Origin of the sequence: Lacinutrix mariniflava (genome assembly GCF_001418015.1) — a bacterium.
Lineage (GTDB): Bacteria > Bacteroidota > Bacteroidia > Flavobacteriales > Flavobacteriaceae > Lacinutrix > Lacinutrix mariniflava.
In genome coordinates this window covers 19,488-36,663 of the sequence record NZ_LIQG01000021.1, presented here as the reverse complement: position 1 = coordinate 36,663, position 17,176 = coordinate 19,488, and the positions used below count along the sequence as shown (strand labels likewise).

Genomic DNA, 17,176 nt, shown 5'->3' with positions numbered 1-17,176 from the left:
TCTTTTTTTATTTTAGAACTTTTTATAATTTAATAGAAAGACTCAATATTAATTGATCTGGCCTTGTATCTAGTCTACCTATATTTACTGTAGAATTATTTGTAATAATAGTCGCTTCGTTGTCCGAAAAACCACGTTCGTAGCGTAGATCGATTCCAAGCGAATCAAAATTTAAAGCGACTCCAAAATTTAGACCAACAGTAAAATCATTTTCTACGGCACCAATTCTAGCATCTTCTATGTCAGAATCTAAAATATATTGAAAAGCAGGGCCTGCAAAAACACTAACAGGACCTAATACTTTAATTCCAACTAAAACAGGAGCATCAATACGTTGTAGCTCAAAATCTCCTGCATCATATGCACTACTTGTTTTGGTGTACATCAGTTCTGGTTTTAAGTATACTTTATCACCTAGTTTACCAAAGACTCCAATGTGGTACCCTATTGCTCGTGTTGGATCTTCAGAAGTATTACTAATTGAATTAAAATAATCACCATTAGCATTGTAGTTTACTCCTCCTTTAATCCCAAATCCGCTTCCGTTTTGAGCTATAGCAGATGAAACTATAGCCACAATAAATATTACAGATAACCATACTCCTTTTCTTAAATCACTTTTATTATTGAAGTGATTCTGAAACTTTACAAAATTTCTCATAGTTGTCGTTTTTTAATGTGAACTGTATCTTTAAACGAAAATCGTGCCAATATATTTTCTTATACTGATGGCTTTTAAATATTAACAAATAAAAAAGGCTAAAAAATCAATTGATTTTTTAGCCTTTAAAAATATAGTTTTAACTAAAATACTATTTTCTTTTTATAACCTTTTCGCAAGCTTTTACAATTGCATCAGCATTTAAGCCATATTTTTCCATTAGTTGAGCTGGTGTTCCAGATTCTCCAAAAGTATCATTTGTTGCAACAAACTCTTGAGGTGTAGGATTGTGTTGTGATAACACTCTTGCAACACTTTCTCCAAGTCCTCCTAAATGGTTATGCTCTTCCGCAGTAACTATACATTTTGTTTTGCTTACAGAATCTATAATTGCTTTAGCATCTAAAGGCTTAATAGTATGAATATCTATAACTTCAGCAGAAATCCCTTTTTCATTTAAAGCTTTAGCCGCTTCTAGTGCTTCCCAAACTAAATGTCCAGTAGCAACAATAGTTACATCTGTACCATCTACTAAATGTAATGCCTTACCGATTTCGAATTTCTGATCCACAGGAGTAAAGTTTGCAACTTTTGGTCTTCCAAAACGTAAATATACAGGCCCTTTATGCTCTGCAATAGCTATAGTTGCAGCTTTAGTTTGGTTGTAATCACAAGTATTGATTACAGTCATGCCAGGTAACATTTTCATTAATCCAATATCTTCAAGTATTTGGTGTGTTGCACCATCTTCACCTAAAGTTAAACCAGCATGAGAAGCACAAATCTTTACATTTTTATCAGAGTATGCAATACTTTGTCTTATTTGATCGTAAACACGACCTGTAGAAAAGTTAGCAAATGTTCCAGTAAATGGTATTTTACCACCAATAGTTAAACCAGCAGCAATACTCATCATGTTTGCTTCTGCAATTCCTATTTGAAAAAAACGTTCTGGGTTTTCTTCAATAAATTGATCCATCTTTAGCGAACCAATTAAATCTGCACAAAGTGCAACTACATTTGGGTTTGTTCTTCCTAATTCTGTTAATCCTGCTCCAAATCCTGAGCGTGTATCGTTATTACCTTGGTTTTCGTATGTTTTCATCTTTTATCTTAGTTTTTAAAAAGTCCCTCCTTTTGGGAAGGATTTAGGATAGGAATTAATAATCGCCTAAAGTTTCAGGGTTTTGTGCTAAACCAATAGCTAATTGCTCATCATTTGGTGCTTTTCCATGCCAAGCATGAGTATGCATCATAAAATCGATTCCGTTACCCATAACTGTTTTTAGTAATACACAAACAGGTTTTCCTTTTCCAGTTAAAGATTTTGCTTCTGCCATTCCTTTTAAAATAGCATCTATATTATTACCTTTTTCAATTTCAAGAACAGTCCAGCCAAAAGCTTCAAACTTATCTTTTATACTTCCCATTGGTAATACAGTGTCTGTAGAACCATCAATTTGTTGACCATTTAAATCTATAGTAGCAATTATATTATCTACATTTTTTCCTGCAGCATACATAATAGCTTCCCAATTTTGACCTTCTTGTAATTCACCATCTCCATGTAAACTATAAATTAAGTGGTTACAACCATTTAATTTTTTAGCTTGTGCAGCACCAAGGGCAACACTTAGACCTTGACCTAGTGAACCTGAAGCAATACGAATTCCTGGTAATCCTTCATGAGTTGTTGGATGTCCTTGTAAACGTGAATTTAATAATCTAAAAGTATTTAACTCTTCTATTGGGAAATAACCAACTCTAGCTAAAACACTATAGTAAACAGGTGAGATATGACCATTAGAAAGGAAAAATAAATCTTCTCCAATACCATCCATGTCAAAACCTTCTTTCCTATCCATTATCTCGTTGTAAAGCGAAACAAAAAATTCTGCGCAGCCTAAAGAACCTCCTGGGTGTCCAGAATTTACCTTATGAACCATTCGTAAAATGTCTCTACGAACTTGAGTTGTAATGTCTTCTAATTGTTGTGTGTTTGCCATTGTTTTTAGCTTGATTTATAAAGTATCAAAAATAACTTTATTATAAGCCTTAAACAAAGAAAGAGTTAATACATTTATTAACCAATTCATACAATTTGCTAACAATTGTAAACTTTTAGTGCACTGCAAAAATTATTTGGGTGTTACCACAAGGGTCGCGCTATCCACTACAAGTCCTCGCACTTCCTGCGTCAGGCTGTGGGCTTTCCGTTACTATCACTAACGCGCTTTTCTATAGAGAGAAGTTAAACCTCCGTAATATTTTTATTTTTGTAAGTAATAGAAATAGTGCACTTGTAAAGTTTTTAGAATTTTATTAAATGTTTAAGAAGCTATGTTATTTTGTTATTTATCTTTACATGCTGAATATTTCCATAAATATGACATTCGAATTAAAAGGTAAAGATGCACAAAGTAGTGCAAGAGCTGGAGTACTTACTACAGACCATGGCGTTATAGAAACTCCAATTTTTATGCCCGTTGGTACAGTTGCTTCTGTAAAAGGAGTGCACCAACGTGAGCTGAAAAATGATATTAATCCAGATATAATTTTAGGAAACACTTATCATTTATATTTAAGACCTCAAATAGATGTTTTAGAAAAAGCAGGTGGTTTACATAAATTTATGAATTGGGATCGTAATATTTTAACCGATTCTGGTGGTTATCAAGTTTACTCTTTATCTGCTAATAGAAAGATTAAAGAAGAAGGTGTAAAGTTTAAATCTCATATCGATGGTAGTTACCATACATTTACACCAGAGAGCGTAATGGAGATCCAGCGTAGTATTGGAGCAGATATTATTATGGCTTTCGATGAATGTACACCGTATCCTTGCGATTATAATTATGCTAAACGCTCAATGAAGATGACGCATAGGTGGTTAGATAGATGTATTAATCATTTAGAGAAAGTACCTTTTAAATACGACTATTCTCAAGCATTCTTTCCAATTGTACAAGGGAGTTGTTATAAAGATTTACGTGTGCAATCGGCAGAGTATATAGCAAACTCAGGAGCAGTAGGTAATGCTATTGGAGGTTTGTCTGTTGGTGAACCGGCAGAAGAGATGTATGCGATGACAGAGATTGTAACGGCTATACTTCCAGAAGATAAACCACGTTACTTAATGGGAGTTGGAACTCCAATTAATATCCTAGAAAATATTGCACTTGGTGTAGATATGTTTGATTGTGTTATGCCAACGCGTAATGCTAGAAACGGTATGTTATTTACAGCACATGGCTCTATAAATATTAAAAACCTAAAATGGAGAGACGATTTTTCTGCTTTAGACGATATGGCAATTACATGGGTGGATACAGATTACTCTAAGGCTTATGTAAGACATTTATTTACTGTAAACGAAAGATTAGCAGCACAAATAGCAACCATTCATAATTTAGGATTTTATATGTGGTTGGTTCGTGAAGCTAGAAAGCATATTTTAGCAGGAGATTTTAGAACTTGGAAAGACATGATGGTTAAACAAATGGATAAAAGACTTTAATATTGAAAATACTAGATTGGTACATATTAAAGCGCTACTTACTCACATTTTTAATGATGATACTGCTGTTTATTCCAATAGGAATAACAGTTCACCTTGCCGAAAAAATAGGTAAAATCCTAGAGCGTGAGGCACCTTTTGGTGAAGTAATGTTATATCTATTAGATTTTACTGTGTACTTTGCTCATCTTTTATTTCCATTATTTTTATTTCTTTCGGTAATATGGTTCACTTCTAAATTAGCAAATAACACAGAGATTGTTGCTTTTTTAAGTTCAGGAGTATCATTTTCAAGATTTTTAAGACCTTATATAATTGGAGCCACTATTGTAGGTTTAATTTCAATTGTTCTAGGTTTGTATCTTGCACCTAATGCTAGTAAAGGGTTTAACGATTTTCAATACAAATATTTAAAAGGAAAGAAAAGCACTCAAAATCAAAAGCTTTTTAAACAGATTAATGATAACGAAATTATATACGTTAGTAGTTTTGATGGCGTAAGAGCTCAAGGTTTAAATTTCTCACTAGAACACTTTGAAGGAGATAAGATGACTCATAAAATAAGTGCAAATAGTATAAGATATATCGAGGAAGATTCTATTTACAGAATGCGTAATTACTTTAAACGTACAGTTACAGACGAAAAAGATATTCTTGAAAGTGAACGCAGGAAAGACACTATTTTTAGTTTCGAACTAGAAGATTTAGTACCAGACGATTATATTGCGGAGACTTTGAATTATATAGATTTAAAGCGTTTTATTTCACGTGAAGAAAAACGTGGATCTTCTAATATTGGTCGTTACAAATTAGAATTGTATAGAAAGTGGAGTTTACCTGTTTCTGTATTTATATTAACAATTATAGCAGTTGCCGTATCTTCTATTAAAAGAAGAGGAGGAATGGGAGTTAATCTTGCTTTTGGTATTACTATTGCCATGATATTTGTTTTCTTCGACAAAGTCTTTGGTACTATGGCAGCACAGTCTGATTTCTCGCCTTTAATAGCAGTTTGGTTTCCAAACGTAATTTTTGGTATTTTAGCTGTTATATTATTATACAATGCTAAACGATAAATTTAAAAATTATTTACATCTACATTTTTTAGTTTTTATAGCTGGTTTTACTGCTGTTTTAGGAAAACTTATCACTATCGAGGCCGTTTCACTAGTTTGGTTTCGTATGGTAATTGCTACTGTTTTTATGTTTGCTTATATAAAAATAGCTAAAGTAGATATTACGATAGACCGAAAAACACTTCTTAAGTTCTCTGTCGCTGGAGTTATAATTGCTCTACATTGGATCACTTTTTTCGCATCCATAGATGTTGCTAATATTTCAATAGCTTTAGCTATGTTTTCTACAGGAGCCTTTTTTGCTTCATTTATAGAGCCAATAGTTTATAAGCGAAAAATTATTTGGTACGAAATACTCTTTGGAGTCATTGTAATTATAGGAATTGCAATAATTCTGCAAACAGAGATGAAGCACATTACAGGAATCTTACTAGGTATTTCATCAGCTTTTTTTTCGTCACTATTCGCCGTTTTAAATGGTAAATTTCTTGAAAAAGATTCAGCTACAAAAATTTCATTTTACGAGTTTATTGCGGGTGTTGTTTTTATTTCACTATTTATATTAATATTTGGAGATGGTTTTTCTCTAGAATATTTCCAATTAAGCATCGAAGATTTTCTTTATTTATTAATTTTAGCAACTATTTGTACGGCTTATGCGTTTATAGCATCAGTATATGTAATGAAACAAATTAGTCCTTATACAGTGGTGCTTACCTATAATTTAGAGCCTATTTATGGTGTGATATTAGCATTAGTAATATTCCCAGAAACAGAGACCATGTCATCTTCATTTTATTATGGAGCTCTTATTATATTGACTACCGTGATTTTAAACGGAATAATAAAAAACACAAAAGCCTTTAAAAATAAGAAGACACAAAACGAAAAAAATGTGTAATTTTGTAACCTAACTTAGAAATTATATAATATAATTCTCAATGGAATATTTAGAATTTGAATTACCAATAAAGGAACTAGAAGACCAATTAGACAAATGCCAAATTATTGGTAAAGAGAGCGAAGTCGATGTTACAGAAACCTGTAAACAAATAGAGAAAAAGCTTGTTGCAACTAAAAAGGAAATCTACAAGAATTTAACACCATGGCAGCGTGTACAAATGTCGCGCCATCCTAACAGACCCTATACTTTAGATTATATTAAAGCTTTATGTGGAGACTCTTTTTTAGAGCTACATGGAGACCGTAATTTTAAAGACGATAAAGCCATGATTGGTGGATTAGGTAAAATTGGAGACCAAAGTTACATGATTATTGGTCAACAAAAAGGATACAATACAAAAACAAGACAATACAGAAACTTCGGGATGGCAAATCCAGAAGGTTACCGTAAAGCGCTTCGTTTAATGAAATCTGCCGAGAAGTTTGGTATTCCAGTAATAACACTTCTAGATACTCCGGGAGCATATCCTGGTTTAGAAGCAGAAGAACGCGGTCAAGGTGAAGCTATTGCTAGAAATATTCTTGAAATGACACGTCTTAAAGTACCAATCATTACTATTGTAATTGGTGAAGGTGCTTCTGGTGGAGCATTAGGGATTGGAGTAGGAGATAAGGTGCTAATGCTAGAAAATACATGGTATTCAGTAATCTCTCCAGAATCTTGTTCTTCAATTTTATGGAGAAGCTGGGAGTACAAAGAGCAAGCTGCAGATGCTTTAAAGCTTACTGCTACAGACATGAAAAGAATGAAGATAGTAGACGAAATCATTAAAGAACCATTAGGAGGAGCACATAGTGATAGAGATAAAACGTTTGCAGCTGTAAAAAATGCTATTGAAAAATCTTACGATGAGTTTAAAAACTTATCACCAAAAGAATTAGTAGAGCAGCGTATGGATAAATATTCTCAAATGGGAGTTTATAAAGGCTAACAGTAACAAATACTTAAAATAAAAAAATATAAGACTAAGCATTTAGCCAGTTCAATTTTTGAATTTTTTTATGCTTATTAACAATATTATTGACTTATTAACAGTTCAATTGTTGAAGAGGTGTTAAGATTGAAAATTCTTAAAACGCACATTCTCGTAACAATTGTTTTACATTAGCTTAACATGAAGCAACCCAACCCAGTATCCGGATATAAAGTAGATAAAAGTACAATTATATCTCTTGAAAAAGGAAAAATACCACCGCAAGCTCTTGATTTAGAAGAGGTTGTTCTTGGTGCGATGATGATTGATAAAAAAGGTGTCGATGAGGTTATTGATATTTTAAGTGCTGATGCATTTTATAAAGAAGCCCATCAACATATTTTTGAAGCTATATTTATGTTGTTTCAGGAAAGTCAACCAATTGACTTATTAACCGTTTCTACGCAATTAAAAACTAATGCGAAGCTAGATTTAGCTGGAGGTGATTTTTATCTGATTTCGTTAACACAAAAGGTGTCTTCTTCTGCCCATATTGAGTTTCATGCCCGTATTATTTTACAGAAATTTATTCAGCGAAGCTTAATTAAAATATCAAGCGAAATTATAGAAACCGCTTACGACGAAACTCAAGATGTTTTTGATTTGCTAGATATGGCCGAATCTAAATTATATGAAGTAACTCAAGGAAATATTAAAAAATCGAGTGAAACAGCACAAGATTTAGTAATACAAGCCAAAAAGAAAATTGAGGAGATTTCTAAGAAAGATGGAATGAGTGGTGTGCCTTCTGGTTTCGATAAGCTAGATAAATTAACCTCGGGCTGGCAGCCAAGTGATTTAATTATTGTTGCAGCACGTCCAGGTATGGGTAAAACAGCCTTTACGTTAACAATGGCTAGAAATATTGCTGTAATGCATAACGTTCCTGTTGCCTTCTTCTCTTTAGAGATGGCTTCTGTACAGTTAATAACAAGATTAATTTCTAGTGAAACCGGCTTGTCTTCAGAGAAATTAAGAACAGGTAAATTAGAAAAACACGAGTGGGAGCAATTAAACGTTAAAGTAAAAGCGCTTGAAAAAGCACCTTTGTTTATTGATGATACACCATCGCTTTCAATATTCGATTTACGTGCAAAAGCAAGACGTTTAGCATCTCAGCACGGAATTAAAATGATCATGATTGATTATTTACAGCTTATGACAGCTGCAGGTAGTGGAGGAAATCGTGAACAAGAAATATCTACTATTTCTAGAAACCTAAAAGCTTTAGCAAAAGAATTAGAAGTGCCAGTAATTGCATTATCACAATTATCGCGTGCTGTAGAAACACGTGGAGGAAGTAAAAGACCTTTACTTTCAGATTTACGTGAATCTGGAGCCATTGAGCAAGATGCAGATATTGTATCTTTTATATACAGACCAGAATACTATAAAATTGATGAATGGGATGATGACGATCAATCTCCTACAGCTGGACAAGGTGAGTTTATTGTAGCAAAGCATAGAAATGGTGGACTTGAAAATATTCGTTTAAAGTTTATTGGAAACTTAGGTAAGTTTGATAATCTAGATGATTTCGATACACCTTTCTCTTCTGGACAAGAATTTCATAGTAAAATGAATGCTGCTAATGACGATGGTTTTAAAACCGATAATTTTACTGCATCACCAGAAGATGCCTTCGGTGCTCCAGATGATGAAGTTCCGTTTTAACAACTAGTGTTAAAATTTAACAATAAAAGACCACATTAAATTATCTTTACATAAAAATAAGTGTAACAATAATGGATAAACTCCGTACAACAAACTACTTACTGTTAATAATAGTAATACCAATAATATTTTATTTACTTAAAGTCTTATCGTTTATATTTATTCCATTGTTTTTTTCAATGTTTATAGCGTTGTTGTTTTTACCATTAATGCGTTTTTTAAAACGTAGAGGAGTACATAAAATAATAAGTATTTTTATAGTACTATTAATTATCGTTTTAGGTGTAAAACTAGGAGTAGAGTTAGTAAAATTATCGAGTAAACAGATAATGGAAAGCGATTCGTCATTCCTTTTAAAAGCACAAACTAAAGTAAATGATTTGGTTTATGAAGTGGAATCTATTTTTGGTTCTGAAGCTATAAAAGAAGACAATGCTAAATTATCTCGTTTTCTTAATAAAGAAGCCATATTTAAAAACTTTGGAAACACTTTAACCGTTATAACAAGAGCGTTAACAGCATTGTTGATGACTATTTTCTTTGTGGTGCTCTGGTTAGCCGAATCTATAAATATTGAAAACCTTATTAATAAAACCTTATTAAAGAAGAGACACCAATCTATTAAAACATTCATTAAAATTGAAAACGATTTAATAAAATTTATAAAAGTAAAAGTATTAGTTAGCTTTCTAACAGGATTATTTACTGGTTTAGCTTGCTATTTCTTCGATGTAAGTTTTCCTATTTTTTGGGGCTTATTTGCTTTCTTAATTAATTTTGTTCAAATGGTAGGTTCATTTGTAACGGTATTATTACTTTCAGTTTTTGCGTTTGTAGAATTAGAAGCTTCAAGTACATTATTGTTTTTTATTATTGCAATTGCAGGAACACAAGTGCTTTATGGTTCTATTTTGGAACCAATATTTATGGGGAAATCTTTTTCAATAAATGTAATTACAGTGCTTGTAGCATTAATGTTTTGGGGATTTATTTGGGGAGTTCCAGGATTAATAATGGCAATACCTATTACTGTATTTCTTAAAATAATATTAGAACAATTCCCTAGTACAAGAGGAATAGCTAAGATTATTTCTGCTTAATTATTTATTGCTGTTTCTGAAAAGGAATAATTTTTTTAATTATCTTTCAAGAGGATTATTTCTATGAAAATCAATTTTTGAAATAATCAAAAATAAGACAATGAAAAAAATACTATTCATATTAATCTTCCTAATTACAAGCCAAAGTTACGCATCTTATTTATTGGTGCCAATGGATGCTGAAACACAAGAAAATCACTTAAAAGCTTATGGAATTACCTATTGGACGTTAGCCAAAGACATAAAAGTTAAGTGGCTATTAAACTATAGAGGTGGTTCTTTTTTATTGCCAGATACTGACGAAATTCGAAAAGAATGTCAAATTCGAGGCGTAAGTTTCGAAGTATTAAGTGATGATAAAACGGAAAGTATATTAAATGAAATTAGTAGTCCAAGTAAAAATATGGAATCTGTAGTTTTAGAAAAAGCTCCAAAAATTGCAGTTTACACACCAAAAGGCAAATTACCTTGGGATGATGCGGTTACAATGGTATTAACCTACGCCGAAATACCTTACGAAACCATTTACGATGAAGACGTTTTAAAAGATGAACTAATTCTCTACGATTGGCTGCATCTGCATCACGAAGATTTTACAGGCCAATTTGGTAAATTTTATGCACGTTACAGAACCGCTGCTTGGTATATAGACGAAAAAAAATCTGCTGAAACTCTCGCAACAAAATTAGGTTACAGTAAAGTGTCTACGGAGAAAAGAGACGTTGCATTAAAAATTAGAGATTATGTTGTTGGTGGAGGATTTATGTTTGCTATGTGCAGTGCAACAGATAGTTTTGATATAGCATTATCTGCGGAAGGTGTAGATATTTGCGAGCCAATGTTCGATGGAGACGCGAGCGATGCTAATTACCAATCTAAAATACAGTACCATAAAACCTTTGCTTTTAAAGATTACACGTTGGAACGCAGTCCAATGGTATACGAGTTTTCTAGTATAGACATGACTCCAAAACGTAAAATACCAAAACAAACAGATTATTTCTCTCTTATGGATTTCTCTGCAAAATGGGATCCAATTCCAACCATGTTATGTCAAAACCACACAGCTTTAGTAAAAGGTTTTATGGGACAAACCACATCTTTTACTCGAGAACAAATTAAAAGTAATGTACTTGTTATGGGTGAAAACAAAACAAATGGAGAAGCAAAATACATTCATGGTATTAAAGGAAAAGGCTTTTTTACATTTTATGGAGGTCATGATCCGGAAGATTACACACATAAAGTTGGTGACCCAAAGACAGAACTCGATTTACACCCAACATCTCCAGGTTATAGATTAATACTTAATAATGTGTTATTTCCTGCGGCGAAGAAAAAGAAGCAGAAGACCTAGTATGAGATGTCTATTTCTTTGTATTTCATTTTTAATGTTTCATCTATCATTTTCTCAAAAGGATGATATTGTAGATTTTGGTCAGAATCTAATTAATGAAAACAAATTAGATGAAGCCATAACTTATTATAGCAAGTACATAGCAGAACCTACAGATCAAGAACAAAAAATCAATCTCCTTTTAGGATTAGCTCAAATTCACAAACTAAAGTTAGATTATGATACGGCTAATGATTATTACATTAAGGCTTTTGAGAACATTAAAACCATAAATAATAAACAGTTAGAATTCTTATACCATGTAAAAATGGCAGAGTTTTTCAGAAAAAGAACAATGCTGGTAGAATCTGTTGTTGAGCTTGATAAGGCAGCACACATTTTAAAGGAATATAAAGTTGATGAACTTTATTTAGCTAAATATTACAATAGGCGAGCAGCACTTTTTACAGAGTTTTATCATATACAAGATTCAACACTGTTTTACGCTAATAAATCACTTGATTTAGCAAGAAAAATAAATGATAAAGATAATGTGTTTTATTCTTTACTTGAGATTGCAGGTGTTTATGAACGTAAAAAAGAATATAACACAGCAATACGCTATTTAGAAGAAATAATTGAATTTGCAGAAAGTAATAATATGGAGCAACAGCAAGCTGATGCTTATATAAGTTATATAATGGCTTTAGCTAGAAGCAACCAATTAGAGAAAGCACTAAAAAAAGCATTACACGCAGCTAAATTTTCTAAAGAAAACAATTTATTATACAATGAAATTATCCTTAATGAGAATATTCAAAATTTATATTTTAGACTTAACGATACAGAAAAAGCATACGAATATTTAAAATACAGACTAGAGCTTACTACTAAGTATAACGAAATTAAAAAAGAAGAATTATTGTTAAACATAGAAGGTAAATACAAGCTAAAGGAAAAAGAAAATCAAATAAAAATTAATACTCTCGAAATTCATAATAAAAATAAAGAGTTAGTAGCAAATAGAATAAATTTATATGTGAGTATTAGCTTGGTTTCTTTTGCTTTTTTTATAATTGCTGTTATTGCTTATTTTCTTAAAAGATCAAGAAAAAGCAACAAAAGGTTACAATATTTATCTCAAGAAAATGAATTTTTGCTAAGTGAAGCCAATCATCGTATTAATAATAATTTGCAGTTGGTAGTCATTCTTGTTTCTAATCAACTTAAAAAAACTTCAGAAAAAGAAAGTATTTATTTAAAAAACATTTTAACTAAAGTTGAGGCTATTTCTACGTTACACAAACATTTATACAAAAGTGAAGATAAAAAAAAGGTGAATACAGCAGGTTACCTTAATGATGTAAAAGTTAGTTTCTTCGATGTGTTTAAAGACAACGATATTACAACTAATTTTAGTATTGCTTCTGTTGAAATCCCTATAGACCATGCAATGTATTTTGGACTTTTACTTACAGAACTACTAATAAATTCTATAAAACATGCTTTTTATAAGCAAGATAATAAAGCAATAGATTTTGAATTAAAATCTGATAATGGTTATTTATTATTCAATTATACTGATAATGGAACAGCTAGTTTTAATAAAACAATTACACCAAAACTGATCGATAAAATCTGTCGTCAATTAGTAATGGATTATAAAATAAGTACAGACAAAGGTTTTTCTTTTTCACTATCAAAAAAAATAATCAATGAATAAGATACTTAATACTAAAATTCTAATAATAGAAGATGAAATTATTATTGCCGATTATATTGAAGAGGTGTTGCAAGAAGAAAACTTTACAAAAATTAATATTGCAAATAATAAAGAATCAGCATTAATAGAAATGGCTTCTTTTTCGCCAGATATTATCCTTATGGATATAAATTTAAAAGGAGTAAATGAGGGCATTGAATTAGCAAAAGTAAAGAATAGTAATGCGACCATCATTTTTATTACAGGTCAACACGATTTAGTATTAATGAATGATGCTTTAAAAACAAATCCGGACGCTTATTTAACCAAACCTTTAAAAAAAGTAGATTTATTGGCTTCTATTAATTTGGCTATGCATAAAAAACAAAGCCAAACATTTCAGTTTAAAGATGGTTATGATATAGTTAGTTTAGATTTTAATGCTATTAAGTACTTTGTAGCAGAAGGTAATTATGTCAATATTCAAACCGTTTTCAAAAAATTTACTACTAGACAATCGTTAAGTGTTATTTTGGAAAGGTTACCTTCTGATGTGTTTAGTCAAACACATCGATCATATATTGTAAATAAAAATAAAGTAGAGAGAGTTACTTCAAACGCTGTGTTTATAAATAGTGTAGAAATCCCACTTTCTAGAACCTACGCAAAGCAATTTAAATAGTCGTCTACATACAAAATATTGCGTTTCAACCCTTATTATTTGTATTTCATGGGTTAAAAGTTAGTTTTAACGTCCTTAATTAAACTAACAAATTTATAATTTATGAAATTAAAACTTTACTTTTTTTTATTAGCTTGTGTAAGCCTTAATATGGCTAAAGCTCAAAGCTATGATCATGTTTATGACAAGGTCATTGGAATTTATCAAGAATCAAATTGGGTTTCAGGCCAAGAGTATGAAATTGAAAATTTTTCAAATTTTTCAAAATGTCATAATAATATAAGTGTCGGCTATACATTCAATCTAGAGGCAGGTAGATATGGAACAGTTAATATGTATGTTGTAAATAGTTCTGGAGAAAATTTGGTGAATTCAATAAGTGTAACTAACAACCCTATTAGTGGAACATTTACAATACCTGTAGGTTTGTTGCCTGTAGATCAATTTTTAATCAAGTGGCAAATTGGAAATACAACTTCATCTAATTTTATTTACGAAAACTTTACATTTACAGTAACAAGTCCTGAAGCATCAATGCCAACCGTGCCATTGGTAGAAAATGTTTATTACTCTGTCGGAGAAGCTGCAACAGCTTTATTTGCCAATGGATCAAACCTTAAATGGTACACATCTAATTCTGGAGGAATGCCAATTACTACAGCTCCAGTACCAAGTACAAATGCTAATGGTGTTACAACCTATTGGGTGACACAAAGCGATGCCGCAGGTTGTGAAAGCAAAAGAGAACCATTAAATGTTTATGTAGGTGAACTTGCTACGCATTTAAATTTTGATGGAGTTAATGATTATGTTCAAGTTCCTTCTGGAATAAATGTAGAAAATATATCATTTACAGTAGAATTTTATTCTAAACGTGCTTCAAATAACACAGATAGTTATGTTTTAACACAAGGAAATGAAGCAAATAGTAATTTATTACATATTGGTTTTAGAAATAACAATGATTTTACATTTGCTTTTTGGGACAATGATATAAATATTCCCGCTGCAAATTATGTAGCAGATAATGAATGGCACCATTGGTCTTGTGTCTACAATATAACAGATAATTCAAGAGAGGTTTACCAAGATGGTGTTTTAGTGGGTTCAGATTCAGGAGTAGTCCCTTATACAGGTAGTGGTATTCTTCAAATAGGAGCCAAAAATAGTAACCAATACCTTTTTAATGGTGATTTAGATGATATTCGTATATGGGATGTAGCTAAAACAGCCGATCAAATTAATGCTGGTAAAAACTGTGAATTACAAGGTAATGAAACAGGTTTAATAGCTTACTACAAATTTAATCAAGGTCTTGATGCTAATGATAATACAAGTGTTACAATCTTAACAGATGCAACTTCAAATGCAAATAATGGTACTTTAACTAATTTTGCCTTAACAGGAACAACTTCTAATTGGATATCAGGTTCTCCAGTAGCAACAGGATCAATAATTCCTTCTGAAGCAACTGTAACAACACCAGTAACATATACTCAAGGAGATATTGCAACTCCGTTAACAGCAACAACAGGATCTAATGGAACGGGATTAATGTGGTACACATCAGAAACAGGTGGTTCTGGATTATCAACAGCACCTTCACCAAGTACGGCAACTATTGGAGCAACTTCATATTGGGTTTCAAGTTCTAATGCTAATGGATGTGAAAGTAAAAGAACAGAAATGGTAGTTAATGTTTATGCTCCAGCAACGCACTTAAATTTTGATGGCTCTAATAATTATATTCAATTAGCAAATGAATCTAATTTTGATTTTACAACTGAAATGACTGTAGAGCTTTGGGTGAATTCAAACGTGTTGCCTCAACAATGGGATGCTTTAGTCGTTAAAGGAGATGATAGCTGGAGATTACATTTAAATGATTCAGGAACTGTGAATTTTACCTGTAGTGGCATAACACCTACACAAGAAATTAATTCAACTACAAATATAAACGATGGAAATTGGCATCATATAGCTGCAACTTTAGGTGGTAACGCTATTAAGATTTATATAGATGGTATATTAGAAACTCAAGCTACCGCTTCTGGGATTATTAATAACAATGCAGAGATTGTGTTAATTGGAAACAATTCAATATATCCTGATCGTTTATTTACAGGTAATATGGATGATATTCGTATTTGGAGTGTTGCAAAAACAGCTAATCAAATTAATGCTGGTAAAAATTGCGAATTACAAGGTAACGAAACAGGTTTAGTAGCTTACTACAATTTTAATCAAGGTATTGACGCAGCAGATAATACATCGGAAACAACTCTATTAGACGCAACGTCAAATGCAAATAATGGTACTTTAACAAATTTTTATTTAACAGGAATGACTTCTAATTGGTTAGCTGGTTCTCCAGTAACAACAGGATCAATAATTCCTTCTGAGGCAACAGTTACAACACCAGTAACATATAATCAAGGAGATACTGCTTCACAATTAACAGCAACAACAGGATCTAATGGAACAGGATTAATGTGGTATACTACAGAAATTGGAGGAATGGGAGACGTAAATGCTCCAACACCAGATACATCTACAGTTGGTTCTACGTCTTATTGGGTAACTAGTACAAATGATAATGGCTGTGGGAGTGAGCGTTCTGAAATAATAGTTAATGTGGAAGAAACATTAGGAATTAATGATAATAACAAACTAAGTAATATCAGCATATACCCAAATCCTACAAGTAGATTATTAAATATTTCTAATATAGACGGAATTGAATTACAGCTATCTATTTACGATATTAACGGTAGATTATTGTTAAGTAAAACATGTAATCAAGACGTTAATACAATAGATATTTCTTCATTTAGTAATGGAATGTATTTATTAAAAATGAAAACCGCTTTTGGTGAAGTTACTAAAAGAGTAATTAAAGACTAAGTTTTCCTATTATAACAAATATAAAGAGTCGCAGAAATGCGGCTCTTTTTTGTTATCAATACAATATTATATCCAAACATAATTTCTTACTATTAAACAAAATCAAAACACATGTCAGTAAAAAATGATGTTTTAAAGAAAATACAAATCCTTATAACCAAGCATTTCAAAACTCCAGAAGAAGCTTTATGTTTTTTTGCAAAATTGGAGATAGCAGATTTTAAAAAAAAATGTAATTATAAGTGTGTTTAAATAAATAGAAATTATTGGTTTTATTCGTGGTGTGGTAAGCTCTAAATTTATATAAGGTTGAAATAACTATGTCGATGAACTTATTACTTGGGATAAATTTTAGATACTAATTGACGAGATACTAAACTAGGTAACATTAAAAAATACGTTATTCATTTTCTTCATTTACTGTTTGTAATAATCTTTTTCCATTAATGTAATTACAGTGCTTGTAGCATTAATGTTTTGAGGATTTATTTGGGGAGTTCCAGGATTAATAATAACAATACCTATTACTGTATTTCTGCTTAATTATTTATTACTGTTTCTGAAAAGGAATATTTTTTGATTATCTT

13 protein-coding genes are annotated in these 17,176 nt (G+C 31.4%); 10 read left to right on the top strand and 3 right to left on the bottom strand.

From position 1 onward, the window contains the following. Positions 1–22: 22 nt before the first annotated feature. From ASC44_RS05380 to ASC44_RS05370, 3 genes are all read right to left on the bottom strand, one after another. Complete coding sequence (locus tag ASC44_RS05380) at positions 23–661, bottom strand: outer membrane beta-barrel protein (RefSeq protein ID WP_055446602.1); 639 nt, start codon at positions 659–661, stop codon at positions 23–25. Positions 662–812: 151 nt separating this feature from the next. Then, positions 813–1,766, bottom strand: a complete 954-nt coding sequence (locus ASC44_RS05375) for a transketolase family protein (RefSeq protein ID WP_055446601.1) — start codon at positions 1,764–1,766, stop codon at positions 813–815. Positions 1,767–1,821: 55 nt separating this feature from the next. Further along, entirely contained in the window at positions 1,822–2,667 is an 846-nt protein-coding gene (locus ASC44_RS05370; RefSeq protein WP_055446600.1) for a transketolase, read from the bottom strand. 380 nt (positions 2,668–3,047) lie between these two features. On the opposite strand from ASC44_RS05370, the gene tgt reads away from it, so the two are divergent. The 10 genes from tgt (at position 3,048) to ASC44_RS05320 (ending at position 16,589) form a co-directional block, all read left to right on the top strand. Further along, positions 3,048–4,178 carry a tRNA guanosine(34) transglycosylase Tgt gene (gene tgt / locus ASC44_RS05365; protein WP_055446599.1) on the top strand — a complete coding sequence of 377 codons (1,131 nt, stop codon included), beginning with the start codon at positions 3,048–3,050 and terminating at the stop codon, positions 4,176–4,178. 2 nt (positions 4,179–4,180) lie between these two features. Continuing rightward, entirely contained in the window at positions 4,181–5,254 is a 1,074-nt protein-coding gene (locus ASC44_RS05360) for an LptF/LptG family permease (protein WP_193787261.1), read from the top strand. After that, entirely contained in the window at positions 5,241–6,155 is a 915-nt protein-coding gene (locus ASC44_RS05355; RefSeq protein WP_055446597.1) for a DMT family transporter, read from the top strand. Before ASC44_RS05360 ends, ASC44_RS05355 begins: the two co-directional genes overlap by 14 nt. 40 nt (positions 6,156–6,195) lie before the next feature. Beyond that, on the top strand, positions 6,196–7,149 hold the full coding sequence (locus ASC44_RS05350) for an acetyl-CoA carboxylase carboxyltransferase subunit alpha (protein ID WP_055446596.1): 954 nt from the start codon (positions 6,196–6,198) through the stop codon (positions 7,147–7,149). A gap of 183 nt (positions 7,150–7,332) precedes the next feature. Beyond that, the gene (dnaB, locus tag ASC44_RS05345) at positions 7,333–8,865 is read left to right on the top strand and encodes a replicative DNA helicase (protein ID WP_055446595.1); all 1,533 of its coding nucleotides are present in this window, start codon (positions 7,333–7,335) and stop codon (positions 8,863–8,865) included. Positions 8,866–8,936: 71 nt separating this feature from the next. After that, a complete protein-coding gene (locus ASC44_RS05340; protein WP_055446594.1) occupies positions 8,937–9,965 on the top strand; it encodes an AI-2E family transporter in 1,029 nt (342 codons plus the stop codon). A gap of 100 nt (positions 9,966–10,065) precedes the next feature. Then, the gene (locus ASC44_RS05335) at positions 10,066–11,322 is read left to right on the top strand and encodes an asparagine synthetase B (RefSeq protein ID WP_193787260.1); all 1,257 of its coding nucleotides are present in this window, start codon (positions 10,066–10,068) and stop codon (positions 11,320–11,322) included. Between the two features lie 34 nt (positions 11,323–11,356). Then, a complete protein-coding gene (locus ASC44_RS05330) occupies positions 11,357–13,024 on the top strand; it encodes a sensor histidine kinase (RefSeq protein WP_055446593.1) in 1,668 nt (555 codons plus the stop codon). Then, entirely contained in the window at positions 13,017–13,685 is a 669-nt protein-coding gene (locus ASC44_RS05325; protein WP_055446592.1) for a LytR/AlgR family response regulator transcription factor, read from the top strand. The genes ASC44_RS05330 and ASC44_RS05325 overlap by 8 nt, the downstream gene beginning before the upstream one ends. A 102-nt stretch (positions 13,686–13,787) precedes the next feature. Then, complete coding sequence (locus ASC44_RS05320) at positions 13,788–16,589, top strand: LamG-like jellyroll fold domain-containing protein (RefSeq protein ID WP_055446591.1); 2,802 nt, start codon at positions 13,788–13,790, stop codon at positions 16,587–16,589. Positions 16,590–17,176 lie beyond the last annotated feature (587 nt).

Bases quoted from the DNA above. Each gene is read 5' to 3' on its own strand.
- ASC44_RS05355 (WP_055446597.1), top strand. From the start codon at position 5,241: ATGCTAAACGATAAATTTAAAAATTATTTACATCTACATTTTTTAGTT.
- tgt (WP_055446599.1), top strand. From the start codon at position 3,048: ATGACATTCGAATTAAAAGGTAAAGATGCACAAAGTAGTGCAAGAGCT.
- ASC44_RS05370 (WP_055446600.1), bottom strand. From the start codon at position 2,667: ATGGCAAACACACAACAATTAGAAGACATTACAACTCAAGTTCGTAGA.
- ASC44_RS05335 (WP_193787260.1), top strand. From the start codon at position 10,066: ATGAAAAAAATACTATTCATATTAATCTTCCTAATTACAAGCCAAAGT.
- ASC44_RS05380 (WP_055446602.1), bottom strand. From the start codon at position 661: ATGAGAAATTTTGTAAAGTTTCAGAATCACTTCAATAATAAAAGTGAT.
- ASC44_RS05340 (WP_055446594.1), top strand. From the start codon at position 8,937: ATGGATAAACTCCGTACAACAAACTACTTACTGTTAATAATAGTAATA.
- ASC44_RS05350 (WP_055446596.1), top strand. From the start codon at position 6,196: ATGGAATATTTAGAATTTGAATTACCAATAAAGGAACTAGAAGACCAA.
- ASC44_RS05375 (WP_055446601.1), bottom strand. From the start codon at position 1,766: ATGAAAACATACGAAAACCAAGGTAATAACGATACACGCTCAGGATTT.
- ASC44_RS05330 (WP_055446593.1), top strand. From the start codon at position 11,357: ATGTTTCATCTATCATTTTCTCAAAAGGATGATATTGTAGATTTTGGT.
- dnaB (WP_055446595.1), top strand. From the start codon at position 7,333: ATGAAGCAACCCAACCCAGTATCCGGATATAAAGTAGATAAAAGTACA.
- ASC44_RS05325 (WP_055446592.1), top strand. From the start codon at position 13,017: ATGAATAAGATACTTAATACTAAAATTCTAATAATAGAAGATGAAATT.
- ASC44_RS05320 (WP_055446591.1), top strand. From the start codon at position 13,788: ATGAAATTAAAACTTTACTTTTTTTTATTAGCTTGTGTAAGCCTTAAT.